Origin of the sequence: Massilia sp. S19_KUP03_FR1 (assembly GCF_036688685.1) — a bacterium.
Taxonomy (GTDB): domain Bacteria; phylum Pseudomonadota; class Gammaproteobacteria; order Burkholderiales; family Burkholderiaceae_D; genus JALYUM01.
Genome location: NZ_JAQQPS010000004.1, coordinates 310,208 through 326,390, shown reverse-complemented (window position 1 = coordinate 326,390; position 16,183 = coordinate 310,208). Strand labels below are relative to the sequence as shown.

Annotated in this window: 15 protein-coding genes and 2 tRNA genes; 9 read left to right on the top strand and 8 right to left on the bottom strand. The window is 61.2% G+C overall.

The window, feature by feature from the left end; translation table 11 throughout:
* The 7 genes from V6M87_RS06510 to V6M87_RS06480 form a co-directional block, all read right to left on the bottom strand.
* Positions 1–77 (bottom strand) — tRNA-Asp (locus V6M87_RS06510).
* A 75-nt stretch (positions 78–152) separates the two neighbouring features.
* Complete coding sequence (locus V6M87_RS06505; RefSeq protein ID WP_332875779.1) at positions 153–425, bottom strand: HU family DNA-binding protein; 273 nt, start codon at positions 423–425, stop codon at positions 153–155.
* Positions 426–671: 246 nt separating this feature from the next.
* A complete protein-coding gene (gene lon, locus V6M87_RS06500) occupies positions 672–3,071 on the bottom strand; it encodes an endopeptidase La (protein WP_332875778.1) in 2,400 nt (799 codons plus the stop codon).
* A 301-nt stretch (positions 3,072–3,372) separates the two neighbouring features.
* Positions 3,373–4,641 (bottom strand): ATP-dependent Clp protease ATP-binding subunit ClpX, encoded by a 1,269-nt coding sequence (clpX, locus tag V6M87_RS06495; protein WP_332875777.1) that lies wholly within the window; start codon positions 4,639–4,641, stop codon positions 3,373–3,375.
* 172 nt (positions 4,642–4,813) lie between these two features.
* Positions 4,814–5,431 carry an ATP-dependent Clp endopeptidase proteolytic subunit ClpP gene (gene clpP, locus V6M87_RS06490; protein WP_332875776.1) on the bottom strand — a complete coding sequence of 206 codons (618 nt, stop codon included), beginning with the start codon at positions 5,429–5,431 and terminating at the stop codon, positions 4,814–4,816.
* Positions 5,432–5,494: 63 nt separating this feature from the next.
* Positions 5,495–6,835: a trigger factor gene (gene tig / locus V6M87_RS06485; RefSeq protein WP_332875775.1), complete on the bottom strand. Its 1,341-nt coding sequence runs from the start codon at positions 6,833–6,835 to the stop codon at positions 5,495–5,497.
* 32 nt (positions 6,836–6,867) lie between these two features.
* Positions 6,868–6,954, bottom strand: a tRNA-Leu gene (locus tag V6M87_RS06480).
* Positions 6,955–7,167: 213 nt separating this feature from the next.
* Between V6M87_RS06480 and hpnC the strand changes: the two genes are divergently transcribed.
* The 5 genes from hpnC to V6M87_RS06455 all read left to right on the top strand — a co-directional run bounded on the left by hpnC (position 7,168) and on the right by V6M87_RS06455 (position 11,913).
* Complete coding sequence (gene hpnC, locus V6M87_RS06475) at positions 7,168–7,977, top strand: squalene synthase HpnC (protein WP_332875774.1); 810 nt, start codon at positions 7,168–7,170, stop codon at positions 7,975–7,977.
* A 59-nt stretch (positions 7,978–8,036) separates the two neighbouring features.
* On the top strand, positions 8,037–8,870 hold the full coding sequence (gene hpnD / locus V6M87_RS06470; RefSeq protein WP_332875773.1) for a presqualene diphosphate synthase HpnD: 834 nt from the start codon (positions 8,037–8,039) through the stop codon (positions 8,868–8,870).
* Positions 8,857–10,164, top strand: a complete 1,308-nt coding sequence (hpnE, locus tag V6M87_RS06465; protein WP_332875772.1) for a hydroxysqualene dehydroxylase HpnE — start codon at positions 8,857–8,859, stop codon at positions 10,162–10,164. The genes hpnD and hpnE overlap by 14 nt, the downstream gene beginning before the upstream one ends.
* 148 nt (positions 10,165–10,312) lie before the next feature.
* Positions 10,313–11,104, top strand: coding sequence for a DUF1700 domain-containing protein (locus tag V6M87_RS06460; RefSeq protein WP_332875771.1), 792 nt, complete (start codon positions 10,313–10,315; stop codon positions 11,102–11,104).
* Entirely contained in the window at positions 11,104–11,913 is an 810-nt protein-coding gene (locus tag V6M87_RS06455) for a GIN domain-containing protein (protein WP_332875770.1), read from the top strand. The genes V6M87_RS06460 and V6M87_RS06455 overlap by 1 nt, the downstream gene beginning before the upstream one ends.
* A gap of 180 nt (positions 11,914–12,093) precedes the next feature.
* Here the strand turns inward: V6M87_RS06455 and V6M87_RS06450 are convergent, their stop codons facing one another.
* Positions 12,094–13,332: a TIGR03862 family flavoprotein gene (locus V6M87_RS06450; RefSeq protein ID WP_332875769.1), complete on the bottom strand. Its 1,239-nt coding sequence runs from the start codon at positions 13,330–13,332 to the stop codon at positions 12,094–12,096.
* A gap of 126 nt (positions 13,333–13,458) precedes the next feature.
* Between V6M87_RS06450 and V6M87_RS06445 the strand changes: the two genes are divergently transcribed.
* From V6M87_RS06445 to dctP, 4 genes are all read left to right on the top strand, one after another.
* Positions 13,459–13,845 (top strand): hypothetical protein, encoded by a 387-nt coding sequence (locus tag V6M87_RS06445; RefSeq protein ID WP_332875768.1) that lies wholly within the window; start codon positions 13,459–13,461, stop codon positions 13,843–13,845.
* Positions 13,842–14,045, top strand: a complete 204-nt coding sequence (locus V6M87_RS06440; protein ID WP_332875767.1) for a helix-turn-helix transcriptional regulator — start codon at positions 13,842–13,844, stop codon at positions 14,043–14,045. The genes V6M87_RS06445 and V6M87_RS06440 overlap by 4 nt, the downstream gene beginning before the upstream one ends.
* The gene (locus V6M87_RS06435; RefSeq protein WP_332875766.1) at positions 14,042–14,962 is read left to right on the top strand and encodes an alpha/beta fold hydrolase; all 921 of its coding nucleotides are present in this window, start codon (positions 14,042–14,044) and stop codon (positions 14,960–14,962) included. The genes V6M87_RS06440 and V6M87_RS06435 overlap by 4 nt, the downstream gene beginning before the upstream one ends.
* A 158-nt stretch (positions 14,963–15,120) precedes the next feature.
* Positions 15,121–16,140: a TRAP transporter substrate-binding protein DctP gene (gene dctP / locus V6M87_RS06430; RefSeq protein ID WP_332875765.1), complete on the top strand. Its 1,020-nt coding sequence runs from the start codon at positions 15,121–15,123 to the stop codon at positions 16,138–16,140.
* The last annotated feature ends 43 nt before the right edge of the window (positions 16,141–16,183 follow it).

Sequence of the window (16,183 nt, the reverse complement as noted above, 5' to 3'; positions counted from 1 at the left end):
TGGCGGAGCGGACGGGACTCGAACCCGCGACCTCCGACGTGACAGGCCGGCATTCTAACCAACTGAACTACCACTCCCCGAAACACAACAACGACATAACGGCGATCAATTGCCAGTCATGCTTCCGATGCTTGTCACCGCACCGAAGGCAATTAGTTTACAGCATCTTTAAGCGCTTTACCAGCCTTAAATTTCGGGACGCGGGCAGCTTTAATCTTGATCGCTTCCTTGGTGCGCGGATCGCGGCCGGTACGCTCGGCGCGGTCGCCGACCGTGAAGGTGCCGAAACCGACCAGGGTGACGCTGTCATTGTTTTTCAGGGTCGTCGTCACGGCGTGGAGCATGGCGTCGAGTGCGCGTGTCGCGGAAGCCTTGGTAATATCCGCCGACTTCGCGATTTCTTCAATTAGTTCTGCCTTGTTCACTCTTGTCCTCGTTCAATAATTCGATGGCGCGAACGCCAACATTGTAAAAACTCAAGGGCGTATTAAACAAGCGGGGGTGATTTCTGTCAAGAAAGTTCAACCGAGCGTGGCGTCTACGCTGCGCGCGGCCACTGGCCGCAAGACCGTCTTCCCGGCGCAGGCCGGGACCCATAAGCCGCTTGCGTTAGCCGCGTGCACAAAAAAACAGGCGCCACAGCGGGCGCCTGTTCATCACATCAAACCAGCTTAGTGTTTGACCACATCCGCCACCGCCGGCTGCGCTGCCGCCGCAACCACCGGCAAGGCCTCTACAACTGGCTCAGGCATGCGTTCCAGGGCAATCTCAAGGACCTTGTCGATCCAGCGCACCGGGACGATCTCGAGCTTGTTCTTGACGTTGTCAGGAATCTCGGCCAGGTCCTTCACATTCTGCTCAGGGATCAGCACGGTCTTGATGCCGCCGCGATGCGCCGCCAGCAGTTTTTCCTTCAAGCCGCCGATCGGCAACACTTCGCCGCGCAGCGTGATCTCGCCGGTCATGGCCACGTCGCCGCGCACCGGAATGCCAGTCAGCGCCGACACCATCGCCACTGTCATCGCGGCACCCGCCGAAGGTCCGTCTTTCGGCGTCGCACCTTCCGGCACATGGATGTGAATGTCGGTTTTCTCGAACACCTCGTTCTTGATACCCAGGCGCGCCGCGCGGCTACGCACCACCGTGCGGGCGGCATCGATCGATTCCTTCATCACGTCGCCCAGCGTACCGGTGCGAATCACCACACCTTTACCTGGCACCTGCACGGCCTCGATCGTCAGCAAATCGCCGCCGACTTCGGTCCATGCCAGACCGACCACCTGGCCAACCTGGTTTTCTTTCTCGGCCACGCCGAAATCGTAACGGCGCACGCCCAGGAATTTATCCAGGTTCTTGCCGTCGACCGTGACCTTTTTCTCGGTCTTGGTCAGCAGGAGCATCTTGACGACCTTGCGGCAGATTTTCGACACTTCGCGTTCCAGCGAGCGCACGCCGGCTTCCCGGGTGTAGTAACGGATGATGTCGCGCAGTGCCGATTCGTCGACGGCGATTTCGCCTTCCTTCAGACCATTCGCCTTGATTTGCTTCGGCAACAGATAACGCTGCGCGATGCTGGTCTTTTCGTCTTCGGTGTAACCCGACAGGCGAATCACTTCCATGCGGTCGAGCAGCGCCGGTGGAATGTTGAACGAGTTCGACGTCGCCACGAACATCACATCGGACAGGTCGAAATCGACTTCGATGTAGTGGTCCGAGAACGTGTGGTTCTGTTCCGGGTCCAGCACTTCGAGCAGGGCGGACGATGGATCGCCGCGGAAATCCGCGCCCATCTTGTCGATTTCATCCAACAGGAACAGCGGGTTGCGCACGCCGACTTTGGCCAGCGATTGCAGCACCTTGCCCGGCATCGAACCGATATACGTACGACGGTGACCGCGGATCTCGGCCTCGTCCCGCACGCCACCCAAGGCCATGCGCACGAACTTGCGGTTGGTCGCCTTGGCAATCGACTGGCCCAGCGAGGTCTTGCCGACGCCAGGAGGACCGACGAAGCACAGGATCGGCGCTTTCAGTTTATCCACGCGCTGTTGCACCGCGAGGTACTCCATGATGCGTTCCTTGACCTTGTCGAGGCCAAAGTGGTCGTCATCGAGCACTTTTTCGGCATTCGCCAGATCGTTGTTGACCTTGGATTTCTTCTTCCATGGCAAACCGACCAGGGTGTCGATGTAGTTGCGCACGACGGTGGCTTCGGCCGACATCGGCGACATCAGCTTGAGTTTTTTCAGCTCGGCGGTGGCCTTGTCGAGGGCTTCCTTCGGCATCTTGGCGGCAACGACTTTCTTTTCGAGTTCGTCGATATCGGCGCCGTCTTCGCCTTCGCCCAGTTCTTTCTGGATGGCCTTGACCTGCTCGTTCAGGTAGTACTCGCGCTGCGATTTTTCCATCTGGCGCTTGACGCGGCCGCGGATACGTTTTTCAACTTGCAGGATGTCGAGCTCGCCTTCAAGCTGGCCGAGCAGGTGCTCGAGGCGCTTGGCGACGTTGAAAATTTCCAGGATCACTTGCTTCTGCTCGAGCTTGAGCGGCAGGTGCGCGGCCACGGTATCGGCCAGGCGACCGGCGTCATCGATACCGGCCAGCGACGCCAGGATTTCCGGTGGAATTTTTTTGTTGAGCTTGACGTACTGGTCGAACTGCTGCACGATCGCGCGCCGCATGGCTTCGACTTCGGAGTCGTCGCCGACTTCGGAATTCACAGGCGTGAGCTCGGCCACGAAGTGGGTGTCCGAATCGCTGATCTTGTTGATGCGCGCACGCTGGGCGCCTTCAACCAGAACCTTGACGGTACCGTCAGGCAGTTTCAGCATTTGCAGGATGTTGGCGACGCAACCGATCTCATAGATATCGTCCGCGGACGGCTCGTCCTTGGCGGCGGCCTTCTGGGCCGCCAGCATGATGCTCTTGCCCTGCTCCATCGCGGCTTCGAGGGCCTTGATCGATTTTGGACGGCCGACAAACAGTGGGATCACCATATGCGGGAACACGACCACGTCGCGTAACGGCAAGAGAGGCAGAGTCGTTTGCTCGGTTAATTTGGAAGTTGTCATGGCATACCTTATAGAGAGCGTGTTGATGATATTGGGAGCGGCGCTGCGCTTCACAAGGCCACCGCAAAAATATTTCTACAAGTTAAAACAAAGTGCCCGGTAGCGAACTACCTGGCGTTCATTAACTTGTTTCAAATACCATCATAAAGAACAAGTTAAAAAGGCATCAAAGAAAAAAGCCACTGCGCAGCTTACGCTGCGAGTGGCTTTTCGAGTGAAGCCGATTTCTCTTATTGAGGTAAATTGTACCGCCAAGAATTAAAATTTCCAGCCTTTTTGTTGCGTGCGCACGGCATATTTATCAGTTTTCGCCTGAAGCTTTTGCCGGTTCGCTATAAATCAATAACGGTTTGGCACCGTTCGTGATCGTATTCTCATCAATCACAACCTTCACCACATTTTGCTGGTTCGGCAAATCGTACATCACGTCCAGCAAAGCATGCTCCAGAATCGAGCGCAAACCACGTGCGCCGGTCTTGCGCGCCAGCGCTTTGCGGGCAATCGCGTGCATTGCGGCCGGGCGAATTTCCAATTCCGCGCCTTCCATTTCCAGCAATTTCGAATATTGCTTGATCAACGCATTTTTTGGCTCGACCAGAATTTGAATCAGCGCTTCTTCAGTCAATTCTGCCAATGTTGCAACAACCGGCAAACGACCGACCAGTTCCGGAATCAGGCCGAATTTAATCAGGTCTTCCGGTTCCGCTTCCAGCAGCACATCGCTGTTGGAACGCTGGCTCTGACTTTTCACCGTTGCACCAAAACCAATGCCACTTTTTTCGGACCGGTTCTGGATGATTTTGACCAGGCCGTCAAATGCGCCGCCGCAGATGAACATGATGTTGGTCGTGTCGATCTGGATGAAATCCTGGTTCGGATGCTTGCGCCCGCCCTGCGGCGGCACCGAGGCCATGGTGCCCTCGATGAGTTTCAGCAGCGCTTGCTGGACGCCTTCTCCGGACACGTCGCGCGTGATCGAAGGATTGTCCGATTTACGCGAGATTTTGTCGATTTCATCGATGTAGACAATGCCACGCTGGGCCTTTTCCACGTCGTAGTTGCAGCTTTGCAGCAGCTTCTGGATGATGTTTTCGACGTCTTCACCCACGTAGCCGGCTTCCGTCAGCGTGGTGGCGTCGGCGATGACGAACGGCACGTTGAGCATGCGCGCCAGGGTCTGGGCCAGCAGGGTTTTACCCGAGCCGGTCGGGCCAACCAGCAAGATGTTGCTCTTGGCCAGTTCGACTTCGTCCTTCTTGCCCAAGTGCTTGAGGCGCTTGTAGTGGTTGTACACGGCCACCGACAGGATGCGCTTGGCAGTCTGCTGGCCGATCACGTACTGGTTCAGCAGTTCGGCGATTTCGTGCGGCGTCGGCAAGTCGGACTTGGCGCCGGCCACGGTGTCGACTGCGGACGTTTCGTCGCGGATGATGTCATTGCAGAGGTCGATACACTCGTCGCAAATGAACACGGACGGACCGGCGATGAGTTTCTTGACCTCGTGTTGACTCTTGCCGCAGAACGAGCAGTACAAGAGCTTTTCGCCGCTGGAGGATTTTTTGTCGGACATGGGCAGGTTTCTTTAATTACTGTGGATACAACGCTGATCGGGTACGCGCAAGGCGAGACAGGACCTCATGCTAACCGAAATAAAAAAGAAACGCCCGAACGTACTGCGTCCGGGCGTTTTTTAGGGGATGCATGCATCCCGGTCGATGCATCGATCAACCAGATTGCATGCATCAAGCGCGAGTGGTCAGAACCTGGTCGATCAGGCCGTATTCGACGGCTTCGTCAGCGGACATGAAGCGGTCGCGGTCGGTATCCTTGTGGATCTGTTCGATGGTCTGGCCGGTGCGCTCGGACATGATTTTATTCAGGCGCTCGCGCAGGTACAGGATTTCCTTGGCCTGGATTTCAATGTCCGACGCCATGCCCTGCGATCCACCGGACGGCTGGTGAATCATGACACGCGAGTTCGGCAGCGAAAACCGCTTGCCCTTGGTGCCGGCGGCGAGCAGGAAGGCGCCCATCGAGGCAGCCAGGCCCGTGCACAAGGTCGACACATCTGGCTTGATGAAATTCATCGTGTCGAAAATCGCCAGACCCGCCGACACCGACCCGCCAGGCGAGTTGATGTACAGCGAAATGTCCTTGTCCGGATTTTCGCTTTCCAGGAACAACAGCTGCGCAACGATCAGGTTGGCCATCTGGTCGTTGACCGGGCCCACCATGAAAATCACACGCTCCTTCAGCAGGCGCGAGTAGATGTCGTAGGCGCGTTCGCCACGACCGCTCTGCTCGACGACCATCGGCACGAGGCCGAGTGCTTGGGTATCCAATGCCGGATTATGGTTCATATGTCTCTTTCATGTGTGTCTAGAAGAGCCTGGACGACTACCCGGCCGGAGCCGGATAAGCGTTTAAGCCTGTGCGTTGTTGCCCATCAATTCATCGAAGGCGACCGCTTTGGTCGTGACCTTCGCTTTACCGAGAACATAGTTAACGACGTTTTCTTCCAATACAAGGGCTTCGATCTCACCGAGGCGATTACGGTCGCTGTAGTAGTACTTCAGGACTTCTTTCGGGTCTTCGTAGCTCTGCGCGAAATCTTCGATCTGGGCTTTGACCTGCTCGCTGGTGGCTTGCAGATTGTTTTCACCGACCAGTTGCGACAGAATCAGGCCCAGGCGCACGCGGCGTTCGGCCTTGGTGGCGAACAGCTCTTTCGGGAAAGGCATGCTCGACACATCCATGCCGCGCTGCGACATGTCGGCACGGGTCTGCTCGGCCAGGCGTTCCGAATCCTGCTCGATCATGACTTGTGGCACGTCCATTTCGGTGGCGGCAACCAGGGCGTCCATGACGGCTTCCTTGTTGCGCGCTTTGACACGGCCGGCAACTTCGCGTTCCAGGTTGACCTTGATGTCAGCGCGCATTTTGGTCGCGTCGCCGTCTTCGATGCCCAGCGATTTGGCGAATTCTGCGTCAACTTCTGGCAGGTGCGCCCACTCGAGTTGTTTCAGGGTGATGGTGAAGTCGGCGGTCTTGCCGGCCACATCTTTACCGTGGTAGTCCTCTGGGAAAGCCAGTGGGAAAGTCTTGCTTTCGCCAACTTTCAAGCCCAGGGTTGCGGCTTCGAATTCCGGCAGCATGCGGCCTTCGCCCAGCACGAACTGGTAATCGTCTGCTTTTCCGCCTGGGAATTCAACGCCGTCGATGGCGCCGGTGAAGTCAACGGTGACGCGGTCGCCGGCGGCTGCGACTGGCTCGCCGCCATCGCCGTGCTCGCCTGCTACGCCCTTGGCGTGGTAGTGCACGCGCTGTTTGCGCAGGATGTCGATGGTCTTGTCGATTTCGGCATCCGACACCTCGGCTTGCACGGTTTCGATGTCGACGCCGGACAGCTCGCTGATGGTGAACTCAGGGAACACTTCAAACGTGGCTTCAAAGCTCAGCATGCCTTCATCGGCTGCATCTTTTGGCTCGATTTTCGGGAAGCCGGCAACGCGCAGCTGGTTTTCGTTCGCAGCCTGATTGAAGGCGCGGCCGACGCGGTCGTTCAACACGTCCGATTCGATCTGGTAACCGTACTGGGCGGCGACCATCTTGATCGGCACTTTGCCTGGACGGAAGCCCGGCGCCTTGGCCGTCTTGGCCTGCTTTTTGAGGCGCTTTTCAACTTCCGTACGGACGTCAGTCAGCGGAAAAGAGATCGTCAGGCGACGTTCGAGTTTGCCAAGGGTTTCGACTGCAGTTGCCATTATAAAGATCGTCCAAAAAATTAAATTGTTCGTGGTGCGAGGAGGGGGACTCGAACCCCCACACCGATGAGGGCGTCAGGACCTAAACCTGGTGCGTCTACCAATTTCGCCATCCTCGCGCAGAGTGCATTTTCTACACAAAAACAAAGGGTGTCCGGTTTCCAGATTCAACACCCGGATCGGCCACCCTGCACTTCTTTTGTTTGTGGGCTCCAACTTCAACCCGGTATTTTACTGGATTTTCTGACAGCATGGACGTTTTTTGGCTGCCGTGCCAGACCGATGCACGTCGCTGTTACCATGCGCACTCTTTCAACACGGTTCAATTCCACATGGCTGTCGATCATTACGAAAATTTTCCGGTCGCATCGATCCTGTTGCCGCGCCGACTGGCACCGGCAGTCGAAGCCATTTATGCCTTTGCCCGCAGTGCCGACGATATTGCCGACGAGGGCGATGCGACGCCGGCCGAACGGCTGGCGGCGCTGGCCGCGTACGATGCCGGACTCGATGCCATTGGCGCAGGCGCGCTGGCGCCCTCGCCGCTGTTCGATCGGCTCGGCCAGATCGTGCGCCAGTTTGATTTGCCGCTGCAGCCGATGCGCGATTTATTGTCGGCGTTTCGCCAGGATATCGTCACCACCCGCTATGCCGATTATCCGGCCCTGCTCGATTATTGCGCGCGCTCGGCCAATCCGGTGGGCGTGCTGATGCTGTCGCTGTACGGCGCTGCCGATGCGCGCAACGTGCGCGATTCGGACGCCATTTGCAGTGCGCTGCAACTGATTAATTTTTGGCAGGACGTGGCGATCGACTGGAAAAAACAGCGCATCTATATTCCCCAGGACGATATGGCGCGCTTTGGCGTGCGCGAAGAAGATATTGCTGCCAGCGCCGCGGGCCAGCCATTCCAGGCGCTGATGCAATTCGAAGTGGCGCGGGCGCGCGCACTGATGCTGTCCGGCGCGCCGCTGGCAAAGCGTCTGCCGGGGCGCATCGGCTGGGAATTGCGGATGATGGTGCAAGGCGGCCTGCGCATTCTCGAGCGCCTCGACCGGGTCGGCTATGACGTATTCGGCCAGCGCCCTAAGCTGGGCAAGCGCGACTGGATTGCGATCGTCATCAAGGCTTGCCGGATGTAGCCTTGGCAGGTCGCCAACTGCTAAGATAGCGAATTCGGCTCCGCCTACCTTTACGAACTATGTCTCCCGACGAATACTGCCAACAAAAAACCGTCCAGAGCGGTTCCAGCTTTTATTACAGCTTCCTGTTCCTGCCGCCGGAACGGCGCCGCGCCATCACGGCGCTATATGCCTTTTGCCGCGAAGTCGACGACACCGTCGACGAATGCACCGACGAATCGATTGCCCGCATCAAGCTGGCATGGTGGCGCACGGAAGTGTCGACCACCTACAAGGCGACGCCGACCCACCCGGTGATGCTGGCCTTGCAGCCGCACCTGGCCGTCTACAATCTGAAGGAAGAACACCTGCAAGCCATTATCGACGGCATGGAAATGGACTTGAACCAGACCCGCTATCTCGATTACAAGGCGATGCAGAATTACTGCTGGCACGTGGCCAGCGTGGTCGGCATTTTATCGGCCAGTATCTTCGGCGTGACCGATCCGAAAACGCTGGAATACGCCGAGAAACTGGGGCTGGCGTTCCAGCTGACGAATATCATCCGCGACGTCGGCGAAGATGCGAGAAAGGGCCGGATTTATTTGCCGGTCAATGAGTTACAACAGTTTGGCGTGACCGCTGCGGATTTGCTCAATGCGCGCCATTCCGACAAATTCGAAGCACTGATGGCGTTCCAGGTCGCGCGCGCGCAAACGGTCTACGACGAAGCGTTTGCGCTGCTGCCGAAACAGGACCGGCGTAGTCAAAGGCCCGGCCTGATGATGGCGGCGATCTACCGTACCCTGCTCAGCGAAATCGAAAACGATCACTTCCACGTCCTGACACAGCGCATCTCGCTCACGCCGGTGCGCAAGCTGTGGCTGGCGTGGAAGACTTATGTGCGCAACTAGAACCGTCGCCGTGGTCGGCGCCGGCTGGGCCGGCTGCACGGCCGCCGTCGAACTGGCACGGCGTGGCCACACGGTGACGCTGTTCGAAGCGAGCCGCACGCTGGGCGGGCGCGCCCGTGCCTTCGAGTTCAACAGCCAGGTGCTCGACAACGGCCAGCATATCCTGCTGGGCGCCTACAGCCAGACGCTGGCAATCATGAAGCGGGTCGGCGTCGATGCCCGCTCGGCCCTGCTGCGCCTGCCGCTGCAGATGCGCTATCCGCCCGGCAGCGGCGGCATGGATTTTATTGCGGCGCGCTTGCCGGCGCCGCTGCACGTCGGCGTCGCGCTGCTGCGCGCGACCGGCTTGAGCCGGGCCGACAAGCTGTCGCTGGCGCGCTTTAACACCAGTGCGCGCTGGATGGGCTGGACCCTGCACGTCGATTGCAGTGTCGCCGAACTGCTGGCGCGCTTTGATCAGACCGACAATCTGATTCGGCTAATGTGGCGCCCGCTCTGCCTGGCGGCGCTGAACACGCCGCTGGAACAGGCCTCGGCCAAGGTCTTTCTGGCCGTGCTGCGCGACAGCCTGGGGGCGCGGCGCAAGGCGTCCGACATGTTGCTGCCACGGGTCGACCTGGGCACGCTGTTTCCGGTCGCGGCAGGCCGCTATGTGGAACAGCACGGCGGCACGGTGCGGCTGGGCGCCAACGTCAACCAGCTGGCCTTCGACGGCCAGTGGCACGTGCATGGCGCCCAAGCGTTTGATGCGGTGGTGCTGGCCACGCCGCCGGGCCAAAGCGCGCACTTGCTGCGCGACATCCCTGGCGCTGCGGCGACGGTGGCACAACTCGATGCGTTTACTTACGAGCCCATCGTCACCGTCTACCTGCAATACGATGCGGCCTTGCGTCTCGCGCGGCCCATGTACGCCCTGCTCGACGATGCGGCCGTCGGCCACTGGGGGCAGTTCGTGTTCGACCGGGGCCAACTGGACGCGGCGCAGGCGGGCTTGCTGTCGGTGGTCGTCAGCGCGGCCACGGCAGCGACGCGACTCGACCAGGGGATGCTTGCCGAGGCCGTCGCTGGCCAGCTGGCCGCGGCGCTGCAACTGCCCGCCTTGCAGCAACCGGCGTGGACCCGGGTGATCGCCGAAAAACGCGCGACGTTTGCCTGCAGCGCAGGCTTGCAGCGCCCGGGCAACCAGATTGGCGTTCCGGGCCTGGTGCTGGCGGGCGACTACACCGCAAGTGACTATCCCGCCACCCTGGAGTCCGCCGTGCGCAGCGGCCTGGCTGCCGCCAAGTTACTGTAAATCGGCGCCGGCAGCACTTCAAACCGCAATTCGTGCAGCCTGTCGCGTCGACGCCGCACGCTTGTCACCATCCCGATACAGTGGAATCGTTGCAACCAGTCCGCCTCACGCGCAGAACACGGCGCAGTACACATAAAGTCTATTCAAAATGGGTAAAACAGATTTTCTCGATGCCCTGAAACGGGCCATGCCCGGCCTGCCGCCAGCGCTCCAGGCCCGGACGCTGGCCTATTACGAACAGCGTTTCGTCGATGGCGTCGCGCTCGGGCTCAGCGAGCAGGACATTGCACGCGAGCTGGACGAGCCGTCGCGCATCGCCATGACCTTGCGCGCCAGCGCGCACGAGGCGGCCATTGCGCGCCCTGCGCCCCTTGCACCTGGCCTCAACCGGCCGGCCGGCGTGCTGCGCACGCTGCTGTCGGCGCTCGGCCTGGGCATTTTCAATCTGTTTATGGTAGCGCCGGCGGCGGTGGTCGGGGCGCTGCTGCTGTGTGTCTACCTCGGCGCCATGACCTTGTATGTCAGCGGTATCGCAATTACCGCCAGCGGCCTGGCCGGCGCCAACGAACTGGTGTTGCGCGCGCCGCTGCGTGCGTTCGGCATCGACGACGCCAACCGGACCCGGATTTCGATCACGGAAACCGGCATCCAGGTGGGTCAGGAAAAAACACCTGAGGTGGCCGGCGAGGTCGACACGCCGGACAGCGATCCGGCCGCCACGCCGCGAGTGGTGCGCGGCGCGGAGGCCGTGGCCGGACGCGGCTTGCACATTTCGACCGACCTGGACGAATCGTCACGGACCACGCAGGCCCTGCTTGGCCTGGCGATGGTTATGGGCGGCATCATCCTGTTCCTGCTCGGGCTGGTGGCCACCCGCTACACGCTGCTTGGCCTGCAACGTTATTTGCAGATGAATTTGTCGCTGCTGCGGGGGCACTGATGCGTTCTCTTTTTAAAGTGGCCTTCAGCCTGCTGATACTGGCCTTGATCCTGATCGGCGTGTCCTACAGCATGCTGCGCGCCGAGGGTGTGCAAACCGGCAGCCGGGCCGAGCGGCGGGCGCTGGCCAGCGAAACGCGGGTGCTGGCACGCGGAATCGAAGTGGTCGAACTGTCCGGTCCGATCGACCTGACCCTGCGCTATGGCACCACCGCCTCCCTGACCGTCAAGGGCGAGGAGCGCCTGCTGCCGAACATCGACTCCTTCCAGCACGAAAACGTCCTGCATATCGGCACCAAGGGCATGGTGTTGCGCCATCGGCAACCGCTGCAGGCAGTGCTGGTGCTGCCGGCGCTGTCTCGCCTGATCGTCGACGGCAGTGGTGACAGCGTGATTTCTGGCCTGTCCGGCGACGCCATCAGTTTGATGGCGAGCGGTTCGGGCAGCGTTCGCTTCAACGGTCGTTACCAGCGCGTGGATGCCGCGCTGCGCGGCAGCGGCGACCTGGAACTGAACATCGGCAACAGCGACGACGTCACCTTGTTGCAGGAAAGCTCGGGCAACATCACGGCACTGGGCAGTACCCACAAGCTGGCCATCAAAAAAGAGGGGTCGGGTGAACTCGACGCCCGCCACCTGCGCGCCGACGCGGTCACGCTGCGCCAGACCGGTTCCGGCGACAGCGTGATCCTGGCGCGCGAAACGGTGGCAATCGACATGAGCGGCAGTGGCGACGTGCGGGTGCGCGGCGGCCCGCGCGTCCAAAGCGTGGCCCGCACCGGCAGCGGCGACGTCACCTTCCGCGATTGAACCACCCTATCCTGCAAACAATTACCCATCAATTAGGGTCAGAGTCGAATTAATTGGCAATTTTGTGAATTGCCGAATAATTCGACTCTGACCCTCGTTGGTGGTGCCGTCGCGCTCGCATGCAATCAATGAGGGTCAGAGTCGAATTATTGAGCAATTGTTCAGAATTGCCGATTTAATCTACTCTGACCCTCGTGTCAGCCAGTCCAGTGCATCGGTGGCGGCGGCGCGGCCGCTGGCGAAGCAGGCGGTCAGCAGGTAGCCACCGGTCGGCGCTTCCCAGTCGACCATTTCTCCAGCAACAAACAGGCCGGGCAGCGCGGTGATCATTGCACCTGACATCGCTTCGAAGGTGACACCGCCGGCGCTGCTGATGGCTTCGTCAATCGGGCGCGTGCGCTGCAAGACCACCGGCAAGTGCTTGAGCGCCTGCGCCAACTGCACCGGATCGGCATAGGCCGTGGCGCCCAGGCATTCGCGCAGCAAACCCGCCTTAACACCCTTGATGCCGAGCCGGCTCTGCAGGTGGCTCGCCATCGAGCGGCTGCCGCGGCCGCGCATGATTTCCGCTGTCACGCGCGCGCCGTCGAGGTCGGGCAGCAGGTCGAGCCAGATGGTGGCGCTGCCATGTGTCAGCAACTGGTCGCGTACCGGGCCCGACAAGGCGTAAATCAGGCTGCCTTCGATCCCGCTCGCGGTCACGATGCACTGGCCCTGGCGCTTGACCAGCAGGCCCCGCGCGTCAACCCAGCTGATCGCCACGGTCGTCAAAGGCGCGCCGGCGAAACGGCTGCTGAAATGGCTGCTCCAGTCGGTGTCGAAGCCGCAGTTCGAGGGCAGCAGCGGCGCCACCTGCACCCCGCGTGCTGCCAGCAGCGGCACCCAGGCGCCATCCGAGCCCAGCCGCGCCCAACTTCCTCCGCCCAGCGCCAGGATCACGGCATCGCACGCAATGTCGACGGCGCCGTCGGGTGTGGCAAAGTGCAGCGCATCACCGCGCCAGCCGAGCCAGCGATGGCGCATGTGGAAGCGCACACCGGCGCCGCGCAGCCGGGCCAGCCAGGCCCGCAGCAAGGGCGCCGCCTTCATATCGGCCGGAAAGACGCGGCCGGAGGTGCCGACAAAGGTGTCGACGCCGAGGGCGTGGATCCAGGCACGCAGCGCCGTGGGGTCGAACGCCTCGAGCCAAGCTTGCACCTGGCTGCTGCGCTGGCCGTAGCGCTGGACGAACTCGGGGTACGGCTCGGCGTGCGTGATATTCATGCCGCCCTTGCCCGCCAACAGGAATTTGCGGCCGACAGACGCCATCGCGTCATACAGATCGACCTGCACGCCGGCCGCTGCGAGGGTCTCGGCCGCCATCAGGCCGGCGGGGCCGCCGCCAATGACGGCGACACGATAGGGAATGGAAGGTGGCATGGGCGCAGGCGCAAATGAAGGAGCGCAATTGTAGTCGAGAAGCTCCTTGAGAAAAAATGTAAAGGTAGCTTGACATCGGAAATCGACTGCCATACGATGTAAAGCATACTTTACATGGGGTGCCAAATGAATCAGAAACAAGTGGTTTCACGCTACAAACGCGAGATGATGCTGTCGCTCGTGCTCTACATTGTCTTGCTGGGGTGTTCGATCAAATTCGCTCGCCCGATGCCCGACAGCCTGCTGCGTACGACCATGCTGGCATCGCCCATGCTCGGCTTTCTCGGCGCCATCTGGGCGATTGCCCGGCATGTGCGCGGCATCGATGAATACCAGCGCCAATTCCTGCTCGAAACGTGGGCCCTGGCCGCCGCGCTGACGGCTGCCTTCACGTTTTCATACGGCTTTCTGGAAACCGCCGGCTTCCCGAAAATCTCGATGTTTGCCGTCTGGATCATCATGTGCGGCGCCTGGGCCACCGTCTGCCTCGCCCGCTGCGTGCTGAAACGATGAGCAACACCATCCGTCAGCTGCGCGGCGAGCTCGGCTGGAGCCAGGCCCACCTGGCCGACCTGCTCAACGTGTCGCGCCAGACGGTGAATGCGATCGAAACCGGTCGTTACGACCCCAGCCTCCCGCTCGCCTTCACGATCTCCCGGCTTTTCAAGCAATCCATCGAATCCATCTTCACACCCGACCAGGAACCAACATGAAAACCACCTTGCTGTTTGCTGCCCTGCTTGCCCTCGCCACGCCCGCTTTTGCCACTCAACCCGTCGCCAACCGCTACGCCGCCACCATCGCACCGGTCGAACGCTTCGACAGCGGGGTGCTGTCAGTTGAACGCCACGGCAACAAGGGCCGGCCCTTGATCCTGGTACCGGGCCTTGCCAGCGGCGCCTGGGCCTGGCAAAGCGTGCTGCGCGACCTGGCGCCCGATTACACGCTGTATGTCGTCACCCTGCCCGGTTTCGATGGCCGAGCGTTCCCGCCGGGCGCCGGCCTCGACGCCGCCCGCGCAGGCCTGCTCGAACTGATCAAGGCGCGCAAGCTCGACCGGCCGGTGTTGATCGGCCACAGCCTCGGGGCGACCCTGGCCTTTGCCGTGGCCGAGGCCGCGCCGCAGGCGGTCGGCGGCGTCGTTGCCATCGATGGCTTGCCGGTCTTTCCGGGCACCGAAGCGATGCCACCGGCCGAGCGCGCCGCCATGGCCGCGAACATGAAGGCGCGCATGGCCGCGGTCGATCCCGCCCTGTTCGCCAGCCAGCAACAAGCCTATATGCGCACCATCGGGGTGCGCGACATGGCCCAGGCCGACCAGTTGGCGCTGCTGAGCGCACGCAGCGACCCGGCCGCCACCGGCGTCTACATGGCCGAGCTCCTCGCCCTCGACCTGCGCCCGGGCCTCGGGCAGATCACGGCGCCTGTCCTGGTGCTGGCGCCATGGTTCGACCAGAACCCAATGTATGGGCGCGCCACGCCAGAGGCAAAAGCGGCCTGGTACCAATCCCTGCTGGCCGGTGCCCCCCACCTGCAGGTGCTGCCGGTGCCGGATGCACGGCACTTCGTGATGTTCGACCAGCCGCAACGGGTCAATACCATGCTGCGCGCTTATTTACAGGGCTTGTAGTCGATATGGCACGCACGTTTTTTAGTTGTTGATTTGTATAATGCTTTGTATATAGTGGGACGACGGCTCGATCAATAGCGCACGACCTCCTCCCCGTAGAGGGAGACGATGTGCCGCGAGCTGCCACAAGCGATCGATCAACATCTTGGAGGATGTGCATGTCGTTGACCACACGCAGGACTGTGCTGGGGGCGCTCGCCACCAGCCCACTCTGGTTGCAACAGGGCGCCTGGGCCCAGTCGACCAGCCTTAAAATTTCCCACCAATTCCCGCGTGGTAACGTGGCCGAGGGCGACTTCCGCGACCGCCTGTGCCGCAAGTTTGCCGCCGATGTCGAGCGGCGCACGCGCGGCACCCTGCGCTTTTCCATCTATCCGGGTGCCGAGCTTTCCAAAGCGCCGGCCCAGTTCGGCGCGCTGCGGCGCGGCGCGCTCGACCTGGCGCTGGTGCCGCTGTCGTATGGCGGCCCGGAGCTGCCCGAAGTGGACATCGGCCTGATGCCGGGGCTGGTGACGTCCTACGCGCAAGGCTATGGCTGGAAAAATGCGCCGGTTGGCAAGGAGCTCACCCGCATCCTGTTCGAGAATGGGATCGTGGTCGTCAGCTGGATCTGGCAGGCCGGCGGCATGGCCTCGCGCAGCCGTGCGGTGGTCGAGCCGGACGATGTGAAAGGCCTGCGCGTGCGCGGCGGCTCGCACCTGATGAACGTGGTGCTGCAGGCCGCCGGTGCGACAGTGGTCGACCTGCCGTCGAACGATATCCATGCGGCGATGCGCAGCGGTGCGCTCGACGCGGCACTGACATCGTCGACGTCGCTGATGTCGTTCGCGCTGCACGATGTATCGAAATCGCTCACCACAGCGCGCGGCGGCGCCTACTGGTTCATGTTCGAGCCGCTGCTGATGTCGAAGGCGGTCTACGACAAGCTGACGCGCGAACAGCAGGCTGCCGTGATGGCCGCCGGCGCGCAGGTCGAAGCCTTCGCGCTGCGCGCAGCACAGGAAGACGATGCGGCGGTGGCGGCCGTCTACCAGCGTGCAAATGCGCGCATTGTCGACCTGAATCCAGCCAGCTTGAAGAAATGGCAGGCGATCGCGCGCGAGACGGCGTGGGTAGATTATGCGAGCAAGAATGCAAACTGCGCCCGTTTGATGGCCTTGGCGGAGATGACGCTTTAAATTGTCGCCATCTTGCAAATCATTTATATCGTTTTGCGCAACT